Genomic DNA, 19,627 nt, shown 5'->3' with positions numbered 1-19,627 from the left:
CCGGTTGGGACAAATGAATTCAACGCCAACGCTTACCAAGTTTTCACGCCATAGGATTGAGCTGCCTCTTGCGGAACAATGGGTACTTCGTTCACGCGCGGAGCGGCGCACGTATCGGATTATGGTGGCTCAGCCCATGGGATCGCCTCCACCCAGCGGATTTCCGGTCATTTACTTGCTGGATGGCAATTCCGTATTCAGCATGATGGTGGAGGCGCTGCGGCTGCAATGCCGCAGGCCGGATAAGACAGGGGTATTGCCCGCGATTGTTGTAGGCATTGGGTATGAGACGAATGGGCCGTATGCCCCGGATCGCTTCTACGATTTTACGCCGCTGCCAGCTGAGGACTTCAAGCAGCGTTCTGACGGTACGCCACTTCCTGAGCAAGGCGGGGCGGGGGCTTTTCTGCAATTCATTGAGGAAGAGCTGAAGCCGCAGATCGAGAGTGAGTTCCAGATTGACCGCGATCGTCAGGCGCTGTTTGGTCATTCGCTAGGCGGTTTGTTTACGATCTATACGCTGTTCAGCCAGCCGGAGGCATTCCGATATTACATCGCGGGCAGTCCATCGCTCCATTGGAATCCGGATTACATGCAAGAGCTGGAACAGAACTTTATCGAGCAAGCAAGAACGGGAGATCGCTCATATCCTGCACAGGTGCTTCTTGGTGTAGGAGAGCTTGAAAAAACGCATGTATGCCGTAACTGCAAGCGTGCCAGCGAATTGGCGAATCGTTTGTCGGCCATATCGGAAGACATCGGAGTAGAGGCAGAATACAAGGAGTTTGAGCAGGAAGGCCATGTGTCGGTGCTTCCGATATTGGTGAGCAGGGCGCTGCGATTCGTACTTAACCCGGACAAATAAAGAGAGGTTGGCAGGATGAAATATTCAGGGATTGAAGGCAAGGTGGCCGTTGTTACAGGCGCGGCCCAGGGGATAGGGAAGGCGGTGTCGCGCGCGCTTGCCGTTCAAGGTGCAATCGTGGCTGCCGTCGATCGGAATAAGGCTGGCTGCGTCAGCCTTGCAGCCGAGCTTGGTACAGACGGATATCGTGCAGCCGCTTATCCAGTTGATGTAGGCGACAGTTCCGCCGTGGATGTGACGGTGGAGCGGATTGAGAAGGAACTTGGCCCAATCGGCGTACTTGTCAATGTGGCAGGCATACTGCGGCCTGGCCCGATTGAGACGCTGAGCGATGAAGATTGGCAGGCGACCTTCCGGGTCAATGTCAACGGCGTATTCTACATGTCGCGCGCTGTCGTAACGCGGATGGCCAAGCGCAGATCGGGAGCGATTGTGACCGTAGGTTCCAATGCCTCCGGTGTACCGCGTACGTATATGTCCGCCTATGCGGCATCGAAAGCAGCCACAACGATGTTCACGAAGTGTTTAGGCTTGGAATACGCTCGGCATCATATTCGCTGCAATATTGTGTCGCCGGGCTCTACGGATACCGAAATGCAGCGCTCACTGTGGAATGGACAGAACGGAGCCGAAGCAATGATTGCCGGTTCGCCGGAATCATTCCGCCTCGGGATACCGCTGGGCAGAATCGCACAGCCATCGGATATTGCCGATGCTGTCGTTTTTCTCGCATCCGAACAGGCAAGACACATCACGATGCACGATATGTGCATTGATGGCGGCGCGACATTGGGATGTTGATGCAAACGTCAGAAGAGCAGAAATTGCGGAAGGAGTCGATTGACATGTTAAAGTACGATGCCGTTCCCACAGCTGAGGGAATACGGCTTTTGGAACAATATCAGGCGGGTTCATCCTTCTTGTTCTCGTCGCCTCAAGGAGCATTGCTGACACACGGGGAATGGGCGCGGCTGGTGGAGTGGCAGGCTGTAGATGAGGATAGTTTGCCTCAGGCTGTAGCGAAGCTGTTAGATGCGGCTCGGCAGGGCGACCGCGATTGCCCGGTCGTTGTAGGGGCAATTCCGTTTCACGCGGAGGAGCCTGTTCGCCTATATGTACCGAAGGAAGTGCATCGGTACGAGCCGTTGCGCATTGATACGCATGATTTGCAACAGGAAACGGAACGAGACAGCTATAGCGTACGAGCAGTTCCGGAGCCAGAACAGTATAAGCAGGGCGTCAACCAGGTTCTTGAGCGGCTGCAATCGGGCGAGCTCCAGAAGGTGGTGTTGTCCCGATCCTTGGAAGTGACATTGTCGCATGACGTTGATGTGCAGCGTCTGTTGCATCGGTTGCTCTGCCAAAATACCCGTGGATATACGTTTGCAGTGCCACTAACGATGGAGCAGCAGCATGTAAGTAAAGACAATGGCGTGTCTGCTGCGGCAGGAACGGCCCAAACGTTAATTGGAGCAAGCCCCGAGCTGCTCGTAACGAAGCGGGGAATGCAAATCAAGGTGAATCCGCTGGCTGGTTCAGCGGCACGCAGTGATGATCCGATCGAGGATGAGCGGCGTGCCGCCCAGCTTCTGAGGTCGGAGAAGGATCTGCATGAGCACGCGGTCGTCATTGAGGCGGTCGTATCTGCTCTCCGTCCATATTGCAGCAAGCTTCATGTGCCGGAAGGCCCGTCGCTCGTGTCTACGAAGACAATGTGGCATTTGTCTACGGAAATAAACGGCGAGCTTGCGGATCATGCCATATCTTCCTTAGAGCTCGCTCTAGCGCTGCATCCGACGCCTGCCATTTGCGGGACGCCTACGGAGGCGGCTCGGGACGTGATCCGGGAGATCGAACCGTTCGAGCGAGGATTCTTCACGGGGGCAGTCGGCTGGTGCGATGCGAATGGAGACGGAGAATGGGCCGTTACGATTCGCTGCGCGGAGGTGGAGGGACGCTCGCTGCGTCTTTATGCGGGAGCGGGAATCGTGGTTGGCTCGTCCGCGGAAGCGGAGCTAGCCGAGACGTCCGCCAAGCTTCGCACGCTGCTGCAAGCGATCGGGCTGAATGAACAACAACCGATGATGATGCAGGAGGGATGAACGATGCTGGCAGGATGCCCGACATGGCCGGAAGAGTTTGCTGCACGTTATAGACAGGAAGGATGCTGGCAGGGAGAGACATTTGGCACGATGCTGCGCCGCCGTGCAGCCCAATATGGAGATCGCATTGCAATTGTGAGCGGCGATCGGCGAGTCAGCTATGCAGAACTGGATGAACAGGCAGATCGCCTGGTAGCTGGATTCTATCGTTTGGGCATTAGGGCGCAGGATCGAGTTATTGTCCAGCTTCCTAATATTCCACAGTTTTTTGAAGTCATATTTGCGCTGTTTCGCATCGGAGCACTGCCTGTCTTTTCCTTGCCGGTGCACCGCAAGAACGAGATCGGCTACTTATGCGAGTTCACACAGGCAGCCGCGTATGTCATCCCCGACAAGGATGCGGGGTTCGATTATCGCGAGCTTGCCGCGCAGGTGAAGGATACGCTGCCGGATGCGCGCCGCATTATTGTTGCGGGTGAGCCAGGGGAGTATACAGCGCTGAATGATCTGTATGTCGAGCCGAGCATTGGCGAGATCAAGGGGCCGAGCTCCGGGGACGTTGCTTTCCTTCAATTATCTGGCGGGACAACCGGCTTGCCGAAGCTCATTCCGCGGACGCACGACGATTACATATATAGCCTGCGCATAAGCGCAGAAGTTTGCGCATTGAATGAGCACAGCGTATATCTGGCGGTACTGCCGATTGCGCATAATTATCCGCTCAGCTCTCCTGGCGTGCTTGGCACGCTATATGCAGGAGGGCGGATCGTGCTTGCCCGCGGAGCAAGTCCTGATGAAGCCTTCCCGCTTATTGCCAAGGAACGCGTCACTATTGCAGCCGTCGTGCCGCCGATTGCCTTAATTTGGATGGATGCCGCGGAATCACGCCGCTGCGACCTCTCCCATTTGCAAGTGCTGCAGGTTGGCGGCGCCAAGTTCAGCGCAGAAGCTGCCAAGCGGGTGAGAACGACGATTGGCTGCACACTGCAGCAGGTGTACGGGATGGCAGAGGGCTTGGTGAATTATACGAGGTTCGATGACCCCGAGGAGACGATAATCAACACGCAGGGCCGTCCGATGTCACCATATGATGAAATCCGCATCGTCGATGATGAGGATGACGAAGTGGCTCCGGGCGAGGTGGGACATTTGCTGACGCGCGGGCCGTATACCATTCGCGGATATTACAAAGCCGAGCAGCACAACGCAAGATCCTTTACATCTGACGGCTTTTATCGCACAGGCGATATGGCCAGAATGACTCCGGCTGGATATTTGGTGATTGAAGGGCGGGCGAAGGATCAGATTAATCGAGGCGGAGATAAGGTGGCGGCTGAGGAAATCGAGAATCATTTGCTTGCCCATCCTGGTGTGCATGATGCGGCTGTTGTGTCTATGCCGGATGAATTCCTTGGCGAGCGCACATGTGCATTCGTCATTCGATATGAAGCTGCCATAACGGGCAGCGAGTTGAAGGCTTTTCTAAGAGATAGAGGGCTTGCGTCATATAAAATTCCCGACCGCGTAGAGTTCGTCGAATCCTTTCCACAGACGGGAGTCGGCAAGGTGAGCAAGAAGATGCTGCGGGAACTGATCGCTGCGAAGCAGGAGGCGGCATTGAGCAAGAAGTAAGTGATAAGCGAAGATGCATTTATGGATGTAACGAAGCATTAGCAGTAGTTACTGAAGAACAACAGAAGAAGTGCTTGAATAAGCGCCCAAAGAATTGTCTAAAAGTGTCTGAGATTATCTGGAAGGAATTTCCTATAGGAGTATGTGAAAAGTAAATGATGAGGTTTCCTATTCATGAAAATGTCTCGTGTTGTTGCAGCGTTTATCCTATAAAAATTAGAGAAAAGAGGAAAAATGATGGGTCTTCCTACTATCCTTCCATATCGAATGCCAAGTGAGGCAGAGCTACCAGAGAACAGAGTCGACTGGAGTCCGGATCCAAGCCGTGCCGTACTGCTTATCCATGACATGCAGCAGTATTTCGTCGATGCCTATCAGGCGGGCGAATCGCCGCTGGTCGAATTGATTGCGAATATTAAGGAGTTGCGCGAACGTTGTACGGAGCTAGGCATCCCTGTCGTGTACTCGGCGCAGCCAGGGGGGCAGACCCCTGAGCAGCGCGGATTGCTGCAGGACTTCTGGGGGGCAGGCATTAATGACGGACCGTACCAGAAAAAGTTCATAGACGAGCTGGCGCCGCGGGTAAACGATATTCTTATGACGAAATGGCGCTACAGTGCCTTTCAGAAAACGAATTTACTTGAGATATTACGGGAACGCGGACGGGATCAACTGCTCGTATGTGGGATTTACGCGCATATTGGCTGCCTGATGACCTCGTGCGAGGCATTTATGCAGGATGTCCAGCCCTTCCTCATTGCAGATGCGGTAGCTGATTTTTCGCTAGACAAGCATCACATGGCGTTAACCTATGCGGCAGAGCGTTGTGCAGTAGTGGCAACGACGGAACGGGTTCTGAACGCTCTTAACCGTCATGCTGCCGAGCAAGAATCGGAAGAAACAGCCGGAGCAGAAGCGGGTTGTTCGGTAACACTGCAATCTGTGCGCGAAACGGTTGCAGAGCTGCTGCAGGAGGAGCCGTCTGCGATTGGCGATCAAGATAATCTAATCACGCAATGGGGGATGGACTCGATTCGTATTATGAGCTTAGTGGAACGTTGGCGGCGCAGCAGCATTGCAGTGAGCTTCGTAGAATTGGCGGAACGGCCGACGGTAGCAAGCTGGTGGGAGCTCTTGTCCGCCAAGCTCAGCAGTAACTCGGTGCCTAATTATGATTATTACTCGATATAAAAGGAGGTCATCATCATGCACGATCAGGAGAAGGAACGATGGCCGCTATCGGGAGCGCAGGCTGGAATCTGGTTCGCGCAGCAGCTCGATCCTGACAACCCTATATTCAACACCGCTGAATGTGTGGACATCCGCGGGCCGATAGATCCTGCTCGCTTCGAAGCGGCCCTGCGTCAGGCGGTGACAGAGGCCGATGCGCTGCATATCCGCTTCGGAGAGGATGCAGACGGTCCATGGCAGAAGATCGTTCCCACAGATGACTGGATGCTGCACATGATTGACCTGAGCAGAGAGGCTGACCCGGAAGGCGCAGCCCGAGCGTGGATGAACCGCGATATGGAGAAGCCCGTTGATTTGCACACAGGGCCTCTCTTCACGGAGGCGCTGTTTAAGATCGAGAGCGAGCGTTATCTCTGGTATCAGCGCATTCATCATATTGTCATTGACGGATTCGGCGCAGCATTGCTGATGCAGCGCGTGGCGCAAAACTATACAGCATTAACCTATGCTCTTCCGAATGGAGCAGGAACGTTCGGTTCCTTGCAATCCATTTTGGAGGAGGATGAGGCATATCGTTCATCGGAACAGATGAACCGCGACCGGGAATTCTGGCTGGAGCGCTTCTCCGACAGGCCGGAAGCAGTTAGCCTAGGAGGACATGCGCAGCGAACGGCCCGTCGCTTCGTGCGCCGCACTGCGCATATTCCAGCCGCCACGGTGAGTGGATGGCAGTCGATTGCAGCTGAATCGGGAACAAGCTGGCCGGATGTTCTTGCAGCAGCGACCGCAATTTATGTGCATCGGATGACACAGGAAGAGGAGGTCATTCTCGGTCTTCCTGTAATGTGCCGACTAGGATCAGCCGCACTGCGCGTTCCCGGCATGGTTATGAATTTGCTTCCGCTTCGTGTGGAGGTGAGTTCGGAGAAAAGCCTTGGCGATCTGCTGCGGGAGGTGTCGCGTGAGATTCGCATGATTCGGCGCCATCAAGGGTATCGCCATCAGGATTTGCGCAGAGACTTGAAACTGCTTGGCGACAACCGAAGGTTATTCGGCCCGCTCATTAACGTCATGCCTTTTGTCGAGGATGTCAGCTTCGCAGGCTATCGCGGCAAAGTCAGCAACCTGTCCGCAGGGCCTGTCGATGATTTGACGATTAACGTATACAGCCATGCGGATGGCAGCGGGCTGCGTCTCGACTTCGACGCGAATCCCGAAATCTACAGCTTGGACGAGCTGTATGCCCATCAGAAGCGCTTCCTGCATCTATTGGATGGAATTGCGCATGCCGAATCGAATCGGCCTCTTGGACAGCTTCCGGTGATTACGCCTGAAGAACGCCGACAGGTGCTTGAGGAGTGGAACGATACTGCATATGATGTGCCGAGCATAAGTGTGCCAGAGTTGTTCGAGGAACAGGTGGAGCGCGCTCCCGAGGCAGTTGCGGTCGTGTGCGAGGACGACCTGCTTCGATATGGAGAGTTGAATGCGAAGGCAAATCGGCTTGCCCATTACCTTATTTCTTACGGCGTCGGGCCCGATCGTATTGTGGCGCTTTCTCTCCCACGCTCGCTGGATGCGGTCATTGCCATATTGGCTATCCATAAGACAGGAGCCGCTTATTTGCCGCTTGATCCGGACTATCCGTTCGAACGGCTTGCCTATATGCTGGAGGACGCCGATCCAATCTGTCTGATTGCGACGAAGGAGACGTCCGCGAGCTTGCCCCCTTGCAACAGGAAGACCATCGTGCTGGATGAATCGGCAACCGTAGACGCCCTGGTGCAATCACCTGCTCACAATCCTACAGATGAGGATAGGATCAGGGCAATCTCAGCATCGCACATTTCATATGTCATTTACACTTCCGGCTCTACTGGGAAGCCGAAGGGGGTCATGCTTACATTTGGCGGCTTGGCGAATCTGCTGCATGACATGAAGGTTCGGTTGGCGCTGAGCGAACAGGATCGAATGCTGTCCGTCACTACGATATCATTTGATATATCCGTAATGGAACTGCTGCTGCCGCTTATATCCGGATCCGCACTCGACATTGCCCGCAAGGAAACGATTCTGGATCCGTCCGCACTGGCAAGCCGCATTGCGGCAACAGGCGCGACGATCATGCAGGCGACGCCGACGCTGTGGCAGGCGCTTGCCGACAGCAAGCCGGAACGATTCGCCGGGCTCAAGATGATTTCGGGCGGAGAGGCGATACCGCTCGCGCTGAAGCTGGCGCTGCAGGAGTTGAACGGCGAGGTCAACAATCAATATGGCCCGACGGAGACGACGATTTATTCGACCGCGGGGCTGCTTGATCATAGTCCAACGAACAAGCCGTCTATCGGACGGCCAATTCGGAATACAAGGCTGTATGTGCTCGACAGTTCGTTGGAGCCAGTGCCTCCTGGGGTAGCGGGAGAACTGTATATTGCAGGCGCCGGGCTTGCGCGCGGATACTTGGGACGTGCGGATTTGACTGCTGAGCGCTTCATTGCCGATCCATTCGGACCTCCTGGTACTCGAATGTATCGAACAGGAGATATGGTGCGTTGGTTGGCAGACGGCACGATCGATTATTTGGGACGCACGGATCAGCAAGTGAAGCTGCGCGGATTCCGGATCGAAACCGGTGAAATAGAGGCGCTGCTGGATGCCCATCCTGACATATCGCAAGCAGCGGTTACGCTTTACGAGGATTATGCGGGTGAACGACGGTTGGCAGCTTATGTGGTTCCATCATCATCGTCAGGACTTGAACCTGAGGAACTGCGTCAATATGCAGCACGGAAGCTTCCGGATTACATGGTTCCGTTTGCTTTCGTTGTTCTTGATGCTATGCCGCTTACGCCGAATCGCAAAATTGACCGCAAAGCTCTGCCTGCGCCAGAGCGCGCTGCCGCAGCAGCGGGTCGCGAACCGCGTACACCGCAAGAGGAAATCATATGCGCCCTGTTCGCAGAAGTGCTGGGTCTTGCCCGCGTAAGCATCGATGATGATTTCTTCGCTCTAGGCGGTCATTCCTTGCTCGCGGGACGGGTTATGGTGCGTGTGCGAGAGGCATTCGGCGTTGAGATGAATATCGGAAGCCTGTTCGAAGCGCCTACCGCAGCGTCTCTTGTGCGGCGTCTCGAACCTGCACAGGAGCAAAGACCAGCCATTCGCGCGAGCTTAGGCAAGCGGCCTGAGCGGCTGCCGCTTTCTTTTGCCCAACAGCGACTATGGTTTCTGTACCGGCTAGAGGGGGCAACGCCTACTTACAATATTCCGCTCGTTGCCCGAATGTCGGGCGAGTTGAATGTCGAGGCGCTGCAGGCAGCTGTTTTTGATGTGGTGGATCGCCATGAGACACTGCGCACGATTTTTCCGGATGAGAATGGCACTTCAAGTCAAGTGATACAACATTCCAAGGATGTACAAATACCGTTCCATGTGCTGGACGTAAGTGAGCAGGATCTGCACGACAAGCTAGAGGAAGCAGCACGATATAGCTTCCGTCTTTCGGAGGAGCCGTCGCTGCGGGTTCACTTGTTCCGGACGGGGGCGAAGGAGCAGGTGCTCTTGTTGTTGCTGCATCATATTGCAGGCGATGGTTGGTCGCTCACGCCGTTGACTCGTGATTTGTCGATTGCTTACGAGGCGCGTTGCCGGGGCGAGGCGCCTGCGTGGACACGACTTCCCGTCCAATATGCTGATTATGCGCTGTGGCAGGAACGGCTGCTTGGAAGCGCTGATCAAGCGGACAGTCTTATCGCGCGCCAGCTCGATTACTGGACGGAAGCTCTGAAGGGATTGCCAGAGGAGCTGGAGTTGCCTACGGATTATCCGAGACCTCCGGCCGCCAGTCATAAGGGAGGCACCGTCGGGCTGCAAATTGATTCTGTTCTGCATGGTCGGCTGACAGAGCTTGCACGAGGCAATCGGGCCAGCTTGTTCATGGTGCTGCAGGCTGCGTTGGCCGTGTTGTTCACCCGACTTGGAGCGGGCAATGATATTCCGCTTGGAAGCCCGATCTCAGGCCGTAACGATGATGCGCTTGACGGTTTGATCGGTCTGTTCATTAATACACTTGTCATTCGCACCGACACGTCGGGCAATCCAGGCTTCGAAGAGCTGCTGTCCAGGGTGCGCAAGGTCAGTTTGGAGGCGTATGAGCATCAGGATGTGCCTTTCGAGCGCCTTGTTGAAATACTGAATCCGATTCGTTCGCGTGCGAGGCATCCGCTTTTCCAAATCATGCTGGTGCTGCAAAATACGCCGGAGGCGTCGCTGCAATTCCCAGGATTATCGTCAAGCCTGCAGATTAAGAGCGTGGATACGGCGAAGTTCGATTTGACTTGGGAACTGAACGAGCGCCGCAATGCAGATGGAGCGCCAGATGGTCTGGATGGGATTGTAGAGTTCAGCGCAGACCTGTTCAAGCGTGATACGGTTGAGATGCTCGCAGCGCGTTATGTGCGCATATTGGAAAGCATCGCCTTAGAACCAAGCAAGCCGATTGGAGAAATTGATATATTATTGCCTGAGGAGCGGAACGATCTAGCGAAGGATTGGCTGGCATGGAGTTCAACTGTCCCCCATGCTGAGCAGGCCACGATTCCGCAATTGTTTAAAGCGCAGGCAGTTCGTTCGCCGCAGGCCATTGCTGTCGTCCATGAAGGCGCGGCAATAACATATGAACAATTAAATAAGCGGGCAAATCGCTTGGCACATCTGTTGATGGAGCACAGGGTTGGGCCTGAGCATATTGTGGCGCTCGCATTGCCAAGGTCGATGGAAATGATCGTCGGCGTATTGGCTGTATTAAAGGCAGGAGCAGCCTACTTGCCGCTTGATCCTGATTATCCCGCGGAGCGGCTTGCCTATATGCTGGAGGATGCAGGCCCTGTATGTATTGTCACGGATCGTCGTACGATTGAAAAGCTCCCGGATGGGGGGATGGGGGCTGTGCCGCGCATCTTACTGGATGATCCAGAAGTGATGCGCCAGTTAGCAAGCTGTTCCGAATCTGATCCTATAGAGCAGATGTGCAGGCGCAAGCTCTCTCCTTACAGTCCGGCTTATATCATTTATACGTCCGGCTCGACGGGCAAGCCGAAGGGTGTGCTTGTTCCGCACCAAAACGTGGTAAGGCTATTCTCCGCAACCGAGCATTGGTTCCATTTCGGCGCCGATGATGTCTGGACATTGTTCCATTCTTATGCTTTCGACTTCTCGGTATGGGAAATATGGGGCGCGCTGCTGCATGGCGGCCGACTCGTCATTGTCCCTCACGCTGTCAGCAGATCGCCAGAGGAGTTCCTGGGTCTGCTTGTGCAAGAAGGGGTAACGGTTCTGAATCAGACGCCGTCTGCTTTCTATCAACTCATGCAGGCGGACAGGGAGCATCCGAACCTCGGGCAAGCACTGTCTCTGCGCTATATCGTCTTCGGAGGAGAAGCGCTGGAGCTAGGCCGTCTGAGAGACTGGTACGAACGGCATGCGGATGATGCGCCGCGGCTTATTAATATGTACGGGATTACGGAGACGACAGTTCATGTCAGCTTCAATGAGCTGAATCGCAATAGCGACGTTCCGGGAGCATCCAGCCTTATCGGCGGATCGATTCCGGATTTGAGGGTGTATGTGCTGGATGATGCACTGCAGCCTGTACCGTATGGCGTAACAGGAGAAATGTACGTATCCGGAGCAGGTTTGGCGCGCGGCTATTGGGGCCGGCCGGGCTTGACGGCGGAGCGGTTCGTGGCCGATCCATTTGGCCCGCCTGGAAGCAGAATGTACCGCACTGGAGACCTGGCGAAGCATGTGATTGGTGGAGGACTGGATTATTTGGGCCGTGCCGATCATCAGGTGAAAATTCGCGGCTTCCGCATCGAGCTGGGCGAGATTCAAGTCGTGCTTGCCAAACATCCAAGCGTAGCGCAGGCGGCGGTCATTGTGCGGGAGGACAACCCAGGTGACAAGCGGCTTGCGGCTTATGTGGTTCCTGCTGCAAATGCTCCTTGGGACGCGGTGGAGCTGCGCCGACATGCGGCTTCTATGCTTCCCGATTATATGGTGCCATCAGCCATTATTGGGCTGGATGCGCTGCCGCTCACGCCGAATGGCAAGCTGGATCGCAAGGCGCTTCCGGCGCCTGATATTGTCCTTGATGCAGATGGACGCAACCCGAGAACGCCGCATGAAGAGGTGCTCTGCGATTTGTTCGCCGAAGTGCTGGGCCTTCGCCGCGTCGGGATCGATGACAGCTTTTTCGAGCTTGGAGGACATTCACTGCTTGCGGTTCGGCTTATCAGCCGCATCCGCGAAGCGCTTGGGCGAGAGCTTAGCATTGCGGTATTGTTTGAGGCGCCAACCGTGTCTGGACTCGCCGAGCGAATGGAGCTGGATCGGGACAGCGGGAACAGTGCACTCCAAGTGCTTCTGCCGCTGCGGACGCATGGCGAAGAGATTCCGCTGTTCTGCGTCCATCCGGCAGGTGGCTTAAGCTGGTGCTATGCCGGATTAATGAAGCATCTTGGCGTGAATTATCCAATTTACGGCTTGCAGGCACGCGGAATTGCGCAGGCTGAGAAGCTTCCGCAGACACTAGACGAGATGACGGCTGATTATATTCGCCACATTCGCCTGATTCAACCGCAGGGACCGTACCGCTTGCTGGGCTGGTCGCTGGGCGGCAATGTTGCGCATGCGATGGCCGTGCAGTTGCAAGAGGAAGGGGAAGAGATTGCGTTTCTGGCGATGCTGGACGCCTATCCGAGCCACTACTTGCCGATTCGGGGGGAACCGGATGAGGAGGAGGCGCTGACCGCCCTGCTTGCCTTGGGAGGCTATGACCGCGACAGTATCGGCGATGAGCCGCTGACGATTGCAAGCGCAATCCGCATTTTGCGCAGCGACAGCAGTGCCTTGGCTACACTGGATGAAGCGACGATTATGAATTTGAAGGTTACGTATGAGAATTCGGTTCGCCTGTTAGGTGCTTATGTGCCAAGAAGGTACGAGGGAGATCTGTTGTTTTTCCGCTCGACGATCATTCCAGATTGGTTCGATCCGATTGAGCCGGAGATGTGGATTCCTTATGTGGGCGGCCGTATCGAACGCCATGATATTGCATGCCGGCATAAGGATTTATGCCAGCCAGGGCCTCTAGCTGAAATTGGGGCGAGCATCCTAGAGAAGCTTCGAAATGCGAGCAGCAGGAAGGACGTTTCTGAAATGCATGTGTAGGTATCCTTTGTATCCTCAATTCTTAGGAGACCATCCTTCTTTTGCAGTGATTAGTCGAGCAAGTTAAGGGGAGAAGGGGAACAAGGGATCAATAGTTGCAACAAAATGCGAACTAAATATTTTCAATGAGCAGTATCTGCATATGGCCAGGGTAGTCGGCTTGGCAATGAAGATCTTACCCGAACTGACTTGCAAGCCGACAGGCCAACTGAAATTAATCAGAAATCCATTTTTCAGATTCAAATTTAAAAATTCGAAATCTGAGTCTGAAAAATGGGAAACCAGAATCCGAAATCTAAAATCCAAATCTGAAATTCACATGAAACCTACATATGAAGGGGAGAGGTTGCAGAATGGCAAATCCTTTTGAACAAGCAGACGGCTCGTTTTTGGTTCTTCGAAATGATGAGGAGCAATATTCGCTTTGGCCGGCTTTCGCAGCCGTACCTGAGGGCTGGAGCAGGGTTCTTGGCCCCGTTTCTCGGGAAGAGAGCATCGAATATATTAATTTGCATTGGATAGATATGAGGCCTCGAAGCTTGGTGGCGTCAGTGGCATCCGTGCCGGTAGAGGCTCAATGAGCAGGCGCTTGGATCCGAAAAAAGCAGTGTGCATCGTGTACGTGGCAGCCATGTTCGTGGTTGCCATGGATGCGACCATCCTCAACGTTGCGCTGAAGACGATAAGCGACGAGTTTCACATTCCGCCAGCCGCATCGGGAGCGCTTAACGTGGGATATTTGGTAAGCATTGCGATAGTACTTCCGCTGGCAGGCTGGCTGGGAGACAGATGGGGCACCAAGCGCATCTTCTTGCTTGCACTTGCGATATTTACTGGTGCGTCGGTGCTGTGTGGAACGGCTGCAGATGTACACTCCCTGATCTTCTACCGCATTCTGCAGGGGATTGGGGGAGGTTTAATTACTCCACTCGGAATGGCTATGCTGTTTCGGACATTCCCTCCCCAGGAGCGGGCGAAAATCTCGCGGTCGCTCGTGCTTCCAATCGCAATTGCACCCGCAGTGGGGCCAATCCTGAGCGGTGTTATGGTCGAACACCTTTCATGGCGCTGGATTTTTTATGTGAATTTGCCGCTTGGAATTGCTGCTTTGCTGCTTGGCCTTTTGTACTTGCAGGAGCACAAAGAGCCGGAGGCGGGCCGTCTGGATGTTCCGGGCGTCCTGTTGTCGGCACCGGGGCTCGGACTGGTGATGTATGCGCTTAGCCAAGGTCCGCTGCAGGGCTGGAATTCACTTGTAATAACCGTTGCGGGCAGTGTGGGAACGGTGCTGCTGGCAGGACTGGTTTTCGTTGAATTGCGAGTACAGCAGCCGTTGCTGGATCTAAGGCTCTTGCAAGACCGCTTGTTCCGGACGGCAGGACTTGTCGCCATGTGTTCCGCTGCGGGATTGCTCGGCATGCTGTATGTATTTCCGCTCATGTATCAGCATGCGCTGCAAGCATCGGCCTTAGATGCCGGCTTGACGACTTTCCCCGAGGCATTGGGACTTATGGTGTCCTCGCAGCTTGTACCACGCTTCTATCCAAGGTACGGACCCAAGCGAATTATTATTGTCGGACTGCTCTGCACATCGGCGATCTTCGTGCTGCTAAGCATGGTTGGGGCAGGAACAAGCCCGTGGCTCATACGGGGCATGCTGTTCGCGGTCGGCCTCTGCTTAGGACATACAGTCGGAGCCGTTCAGATCGCGGCCTTCTCCAACGTACCTCCAGCCTCGATAGGGCGCGCTACCACTTGGTTCGCGGTTCAAAACAGGCTAGGACCGGCCATAGGAATGGCCGTGTTGTCCGCCATCATGGCTGCAATGGCAAGCGGGCAAGTGATGAACGGAGCTGTAGATGCTGCCCATGCTGGACAGCTTGAAATGAATCTTCTCGCTTACCGTACCGCCCTGATCGGTGCGGCTGCATTTCTGCTTCTTGGCTTATGTGCCGCCTTCCGAATTAAGGACAGCGACGCCGCCACGACCATGAAATCTCGGCAATCTTCCATTCCTGCGACGAAGCCTGTAAAGGCTGAAGGATAGGGGATAAAAGATCACGTATCTATGCCCAAATATTAGAATTTAATGCTTCAATATTCTATCTTTATTACAGAGATAGTCTGTTTTTCCCAACCGTCGTGGATAAGTGATAGAGGCAATATCCAAGTACAGTAAAGGTTTAGAACAATTTTGACGAGTTTTCAGAAAATTCCGTTTTAGGTTGGGAAAATTATAGTGAAACCCGCGTGGTTGTAGTAAAATTGCTATATTAGTGTTTTGAAAAAGCCTGATTTATCTAGGGTTGAACAGTAACATTAGATGTATTGAAATCGCAAATCCGTCGATATTCGTTCAAATCGCAAATAGGTTGAACAGTAACATTAGATGTATTGAAATGTAGTTCCGATACCTTTTTCTTTTTTTTATCGAACTGTTGAACAGTAACATTAGATGTATTGAAATACTCGCATACATCCGGCTCACGGGGTTGACTCCGGATAGTTGAACAGTAACATTAGATGTATTGAAATACGATTATTTGCGCCTGGATGAAGTAAGATAAATTGTTGAACAGTAACATTAGATGTATTGAAATAATCCATATTTCCGACCGATCTCATCCATTTGGTAACGTTGAACAGTAACATTAGATGTATTGAAATTTGATTATTGCTGAAAAGTAGATTGTTCAATAATCCGTTGAACAGTAACATTAGATGTATTGAAATAAAAATATGACGACGAACAATCGGTATTGAGTTTGGGTTGAACAGTAACATTAGATGTATTGAAATAGTGCTCCCAGTGGCTAAGCTCTGCCCGTTCCGGCAGTTGAACAGTAACATTAGATGTATTGAAATCGTTGGAGCAGATGGAGTGGCACTGTATAGATGATCGTTGAACAGTAACATTAGATGTATTGAAATTCTGTGTTTGCCTTTGCATTCCATGTTGCTTTTTCGTTGAACAGTAACATTAGATGTATTGAAATAAATATCTTTTCCAATCTTCTTTGCTAGACACGCCCGTTGAACAGTAACATTAGATGTATTGAAATTTTGGAACTAGGATGTCAGCTTCAGTTATTATTTGCGTTGAACAGTAACATTAGATGTATTGAAATAGTATATTACAAGGGATGCCGCTGCCAGCAGCCCAGGTTGAACAGTAACATTAGATGTATTGAAATTTCGGTACACCGAGGATGCTAGCAATATTCTTATGAGTTGAACAGTAACATTAGATGTATTGAAATTGGCGGAGCTCTTACAGAGTATACGGATCCGGAATGTTGAACAGTAACATTAGATGTATTGAAATAAGAATCAGGTAATCCGAACGCGCACGCGTGATCTAGTTGAACAGTAACATTAGATGTATTGAAATGAAAGATGGGCATGTGAAATTGGAATGGGCAACGTCGTTGAACAGTAACATTAGATGTATTGAAATAGTCTCCAGAAGGCAGTGTCTCGAACTCCGGAACCGGTTGAACAGTAACATTAGATGTATTGAAATAGAACTACATTGAACAAATTAACATGGCATACGCCCGTTGAACAGTAACATTAGATGTATTGAAATACCAACCCACCATTGTTATCCCTCTGCAGCTATTAAAGTTGAACAGTAACATTAGATGTATTGAAATGACGCTTGATCGTCCGGGGATGCTGAAGAGAATAGAGTTGAACAGTAACATTAGATGTATTGAAATTATTCAGGAATTTGGTTTTAAGCGAGTGGTAATCGCGTTGAACAGTAACATTAGATGTATTGAAATCCAATATAGACGTAATCCCCCGGAGCCTCCATCGTCGTTGAACAGTAACATTAGATGTATTGAAATATTGCAATGTTATTTACAGCGTACGATGATTCGGTGTTGAACAGTAACATTAGATGTATTGAAATAGGAAATCCCGAGTCGTCATGACCGGATTAGGTGAAGTTGAACAGTAACATTAGATGTATTGAAATTTCCTCTCTAATATTTGATTCGTCAAATTGCGACTTGTTGAACAGTAACATTAGATGTATTGAAATAAAGTGATCTCTATGACATCAATACTCCGGCCAGTAGTTGAACAGTAACATTAGATGTATTGAAATCCGCTCGAACTACCGGACGATTATTCCAACGATAGTCGTTGAACAGTAACATTAGATGTATTGAAATAGGACACGCCAGCGGCTCCGCAGCTTAAAACGTTGTAGTTGAACAGTAACATTAGATGTATTGAAATTTCGTAATTCCTCCCGTATAAGGCTCGTCAGCACAAAGTTGAACAGTAACATTAGATGTATTGAAATTGGGGCGGAAATAAACTACGTTAGCGGCGCTTTTGCGTTGAACAGTAACATTAGATGTATTGAAATCGTGGACGGTTTATCCTCCGTTTTCGTCTCGTCTGCGTTGAACAGTAACATTAGATGTATTGAAATATGAGTACGAATCTTATATGCGACCGAGAGCGCGGCGTTGAACAGTAACATTAGATGTATTGAAATCAAAATAAATTCCACGAACGCTGGACTTCGGAGCATGTTGAACAGTAACATTAGATGTATTGAAATGTTGTTCGTAGCATTGTTCCAGTTGGTTGGTGCTTTGTTGAACAGTAACATTAGATGTATTGAAATCATCACCATCGATCCTATTACGGGGGAATTATCTTGTTGAACAGTAACATTAGATGTATTGAAATAAACAGCAGTTGATCTTGGATATAAAGGATTGGCAAGTTGAACAGTAACATTAGATGTGTTGAAATAAAGCATTGAAAATATCACCTGTAGCGCCAGATAGGAGTTGAACAGTAACATTAGATGTATTGAAATCAGGTGGGCGCAGACGTAGACCAGAGCGGCAAATGCGTTGAACAGTAACATTAGATGTATTGAAATAGGCGGCGGTTTCGCTTGCTGTCGATCCTGTTGATGGTTGAACAGTAACATTAGATGTATTGAAATGGTGAGAAAGGAATGGATAAAATGACATCTATCGAAGTTGAACAGTAACATTAGATGTATTGAAATTTTTGAAGCAAAGCCGTAAAAAGAAAAAAGGCACTAGTTGAACAGTAACATTAGATGTATTGAAATTGGGATACATGATTGATTTCACGATTGTCCGTAAAATGTTGAACAGTAACATTAGATGTATTGAAATATGACTTACACGAGCAACATTTGGATGAAGTTGAAACTGTTGAACAGTAACATTAGATGTATTGAAGTAAATGAACTATTATAATAGTTGAAGTTAAGTGTTACTGTTGAACAGTAACATTAGATGTATTGAAATTAAAGTTTGATAATATCCCCGTATCCTCTAGAGCTGTTGAACAGTAACATTAGATGTATTGAAATTACTCCTGGATTGCTTCGGTTACCCGGATCACGAGTGTTGAACAGTAACATTAAATGTATTGAAATACAATTGCGGGGCCGAGTTCGATCTTTTTACATCACTGTTGAACAATAACATTTGATGTATTGAAATATCGTGGAATGGATATGGGGATGTAAGGGAAAGTTGGTTGAACAGTAACATTAGAAGTACAAAATTAATAAAAGCGCCACCTATACTGTAGCGCATTCTCCTTTTGAAGGATATTAGTTTTAAAGTTTTATATAAAGACAAAATGATTCTTCCTAACAGTTGTAAATAGTGGTACTATAGTTATAGGGAAATCACACCATGTGTTACTGTTGATTTTAGAACATAATTTAAAGTCAAAAATTTCAATGCATCGCACGCTACAGTTAAATAATGAATATTTAATTTGCTTTCATTCTATTGCTCTACTATATCGTTTCATTACTAGAGTCTGCAATAGGTAATAATATTCAATCTACTTAGGAGAGGGGAACGATATGTACTTTGAATTAAAGGCGACGGTCATGCTGAAGCAGTCGGGACATTATTTGGAATGGCCTGAGCGTATAAGTGCTTGGATAGGAAGGGCCAGCTTGCATGATCCCATGTTGAAACATTCACATTACGAAACCGCATACAAGCATTATGTGTATGGAGCACCTTATCCGAGAGAGAATGATGGAATCTACAAGCAGGGCAAGGTATATGTTATCGAAATACGAAGTTCGATCGAGCAGACATTGCGTCGTATCTCTGCTGCATTGCAAGTAGAGAGAGGTAACGATTATATCGAACTTCTCGCCGTATCAAATGTACATAGCAAACAATTAACGCATATAACAGAACTTATAACGGTGACTCCTGCAATTGTTACCGTTGATAATAAGCCTTGGGTACCAGGTGGGGATATCGAACTATTGTTGAAGCAGGTGCACTCTAACGCAGAAAAGAAGGCTAACAGCTTGTTCCCGGATGAGCCGATACGGCTTGATTATTATTTTGCCGAAGGAATTCAATTATTGAATAGCAAGCCAATTGCTTATTGCTACAAAGGCCGCAAGCTGCTCGGCAACAAGTTCCGGTTGTTTATTCGTGAGGATGCTTGGTCGCAGCGACTGGCGCATGTCGTTCTTGGATCGGGCGCAGCAGAGAAGGGGTCAATTTTAGGGGCTGGTTTCTGTCTTGCCCAGGGTCTGAATTAATTGCTGAAAGGAGGGGCT

9 protein-coding genes and 1 CRISPR repeat array are annotated in these 19,627 nt (G+C 50.7%); all 9 genes read left to right on the top strand.

The window, feature by feature from the left end:
- Positions 1 to 13: 13 nt before the first annotated feature.
- Positions 14 to 865 (top strand): alpha/beta hydrolase, encoded by an 852-nt coding sequence (locus NO352_RS14065; RefSeq protein WP_289355982.1) that lies wholly within the window; start codon positions 14 to 16, stop codon positions 863 to 865.
- A gap of 15 nt (positions 866 to 880) precedes the next feature.
- Positions 881 to 1,666, top strand: a complete 786-nt coding sequence (locus NO352_RS14060; protein WP_289355932.1) for a 2,3-dihydro-2,3-dihydroxybenzoate dehydrogenase — start codon at positions 881 to 883, stop codon at positions 1,664 to 1,666.
- 44 nt (positions 1,667 to 1,710) lie between these two features.
- Positions 1,711 to 2,967 carry an isochorismate synthase DhbC gene (gene dhbC, locus NO352_RS14055; protein ID WP_005546383.1) on the top strand — a complete coding sequence of 419 codons (1,257 nt, stop codon included), beginning with the start codon at positions 1,711 to 1,713 and terminating at the stop codon, positions 2,965 to 2,967.
- Between the two features lie 3 nt (positions 2,968 to 2,970).
- Complete coding sequence (locus tag NO352_RS14050) at positions 2,971 to 4,599, top strand: (2,3-dihydroxybenzoyl)adenylate synthase (protein ID WP_289355931.1); 1,629 nt, start codon at positions 2,971 to 2,973, stop codon at positions 4,597 to 4,599.
- Between the two features lie 237 nt (positions 4,600 to 4,836).
- Complete coding sequence (locus NO352_RS14045; RefSeq protein ID WP_005546386.1) at positions 4,837 to 5,790, top strand: isochorismatase family protein; 954 nt, start codon at positions 4,837 to 4,839, stop codon at positions 5,788 to 5,790.
- A gap of 15 nt (positions 5,791 to 5,805) precedes the next feature.
- On the top strand, positions 5,806 to 13,020 hold the full coding sequence (locus NO352_RS14040) for an amino acid adenylation domain-containing protein (protein ID WP_289355929.1): 7,215 nt from the start codon (positions 5,806 to 5,808) through the stop codon (positions 13,018 to 13,020).
- Positions 13,021 to 13,373: 353 nt separating this feature from the next.
- Complete coding sequence (locus NO352_RS14035; protein WP_197266971.1) at positions 13,374 to 13,601, top strand: MbtH family protein; 228 nt, start codon at positions 13,374 to 13,376, stop codon at positions 13,599 to 13,601.
- Positions 13,598 to 15,067 carry an MDR family MFS transporter gene (locus NO352_RS14030; RefSeq protein ID WP_289355928.1) on the top strand — a complete coding sequence of 490 codons (1,470 nt, stop codon included), beginning with the start codon at positions 13,598 to 13,600 and terminating at the stop codon, positions 15,065 to 15,067. The genes NO352_RS14035 and NO352_RS14030 overlap by 4 nt, the downstream gene beginning before the upstream one ends.
- Positions 15,068 to 15,325: 258 nt before the next feature.
- A CRISPR array of direct repeats spans positions 15,326 to 18,596; the repeat unit is 30 nt; unit sequence GTTGAACAGTAACATTAGATGTATTGAAAT.
- A gap of 308 nt (positions 18,597 to 18,904) precedes the next feature.
- Positions 18,905 to 19,609 (top strand): CRISPR-associated protein Cas6, encoded by a 705-nt coding sequence (locus NO352_RS14025; RefSeq protein WP_289355927.1) that lies wholly within the window; start codon positions 18,905 to 18,907, stop codon positions 19,607 to 19,609.
- Positions 19,610 to 19,627 lie beyond the last annotated feature (18 nt).

It is taken from the genome of Paenibacillus sp. S-12 (assembly GCF_030363895.1).
GTDB lineage: Bacteria > Bacillota > Bacilli > Paenibacillales > Paenibacillaceae > Paenibacillus_B > Paenibacillus_B alvei.
This window is presented reverse-complemented; position numbering and strand designations above follow the sequence as displayed.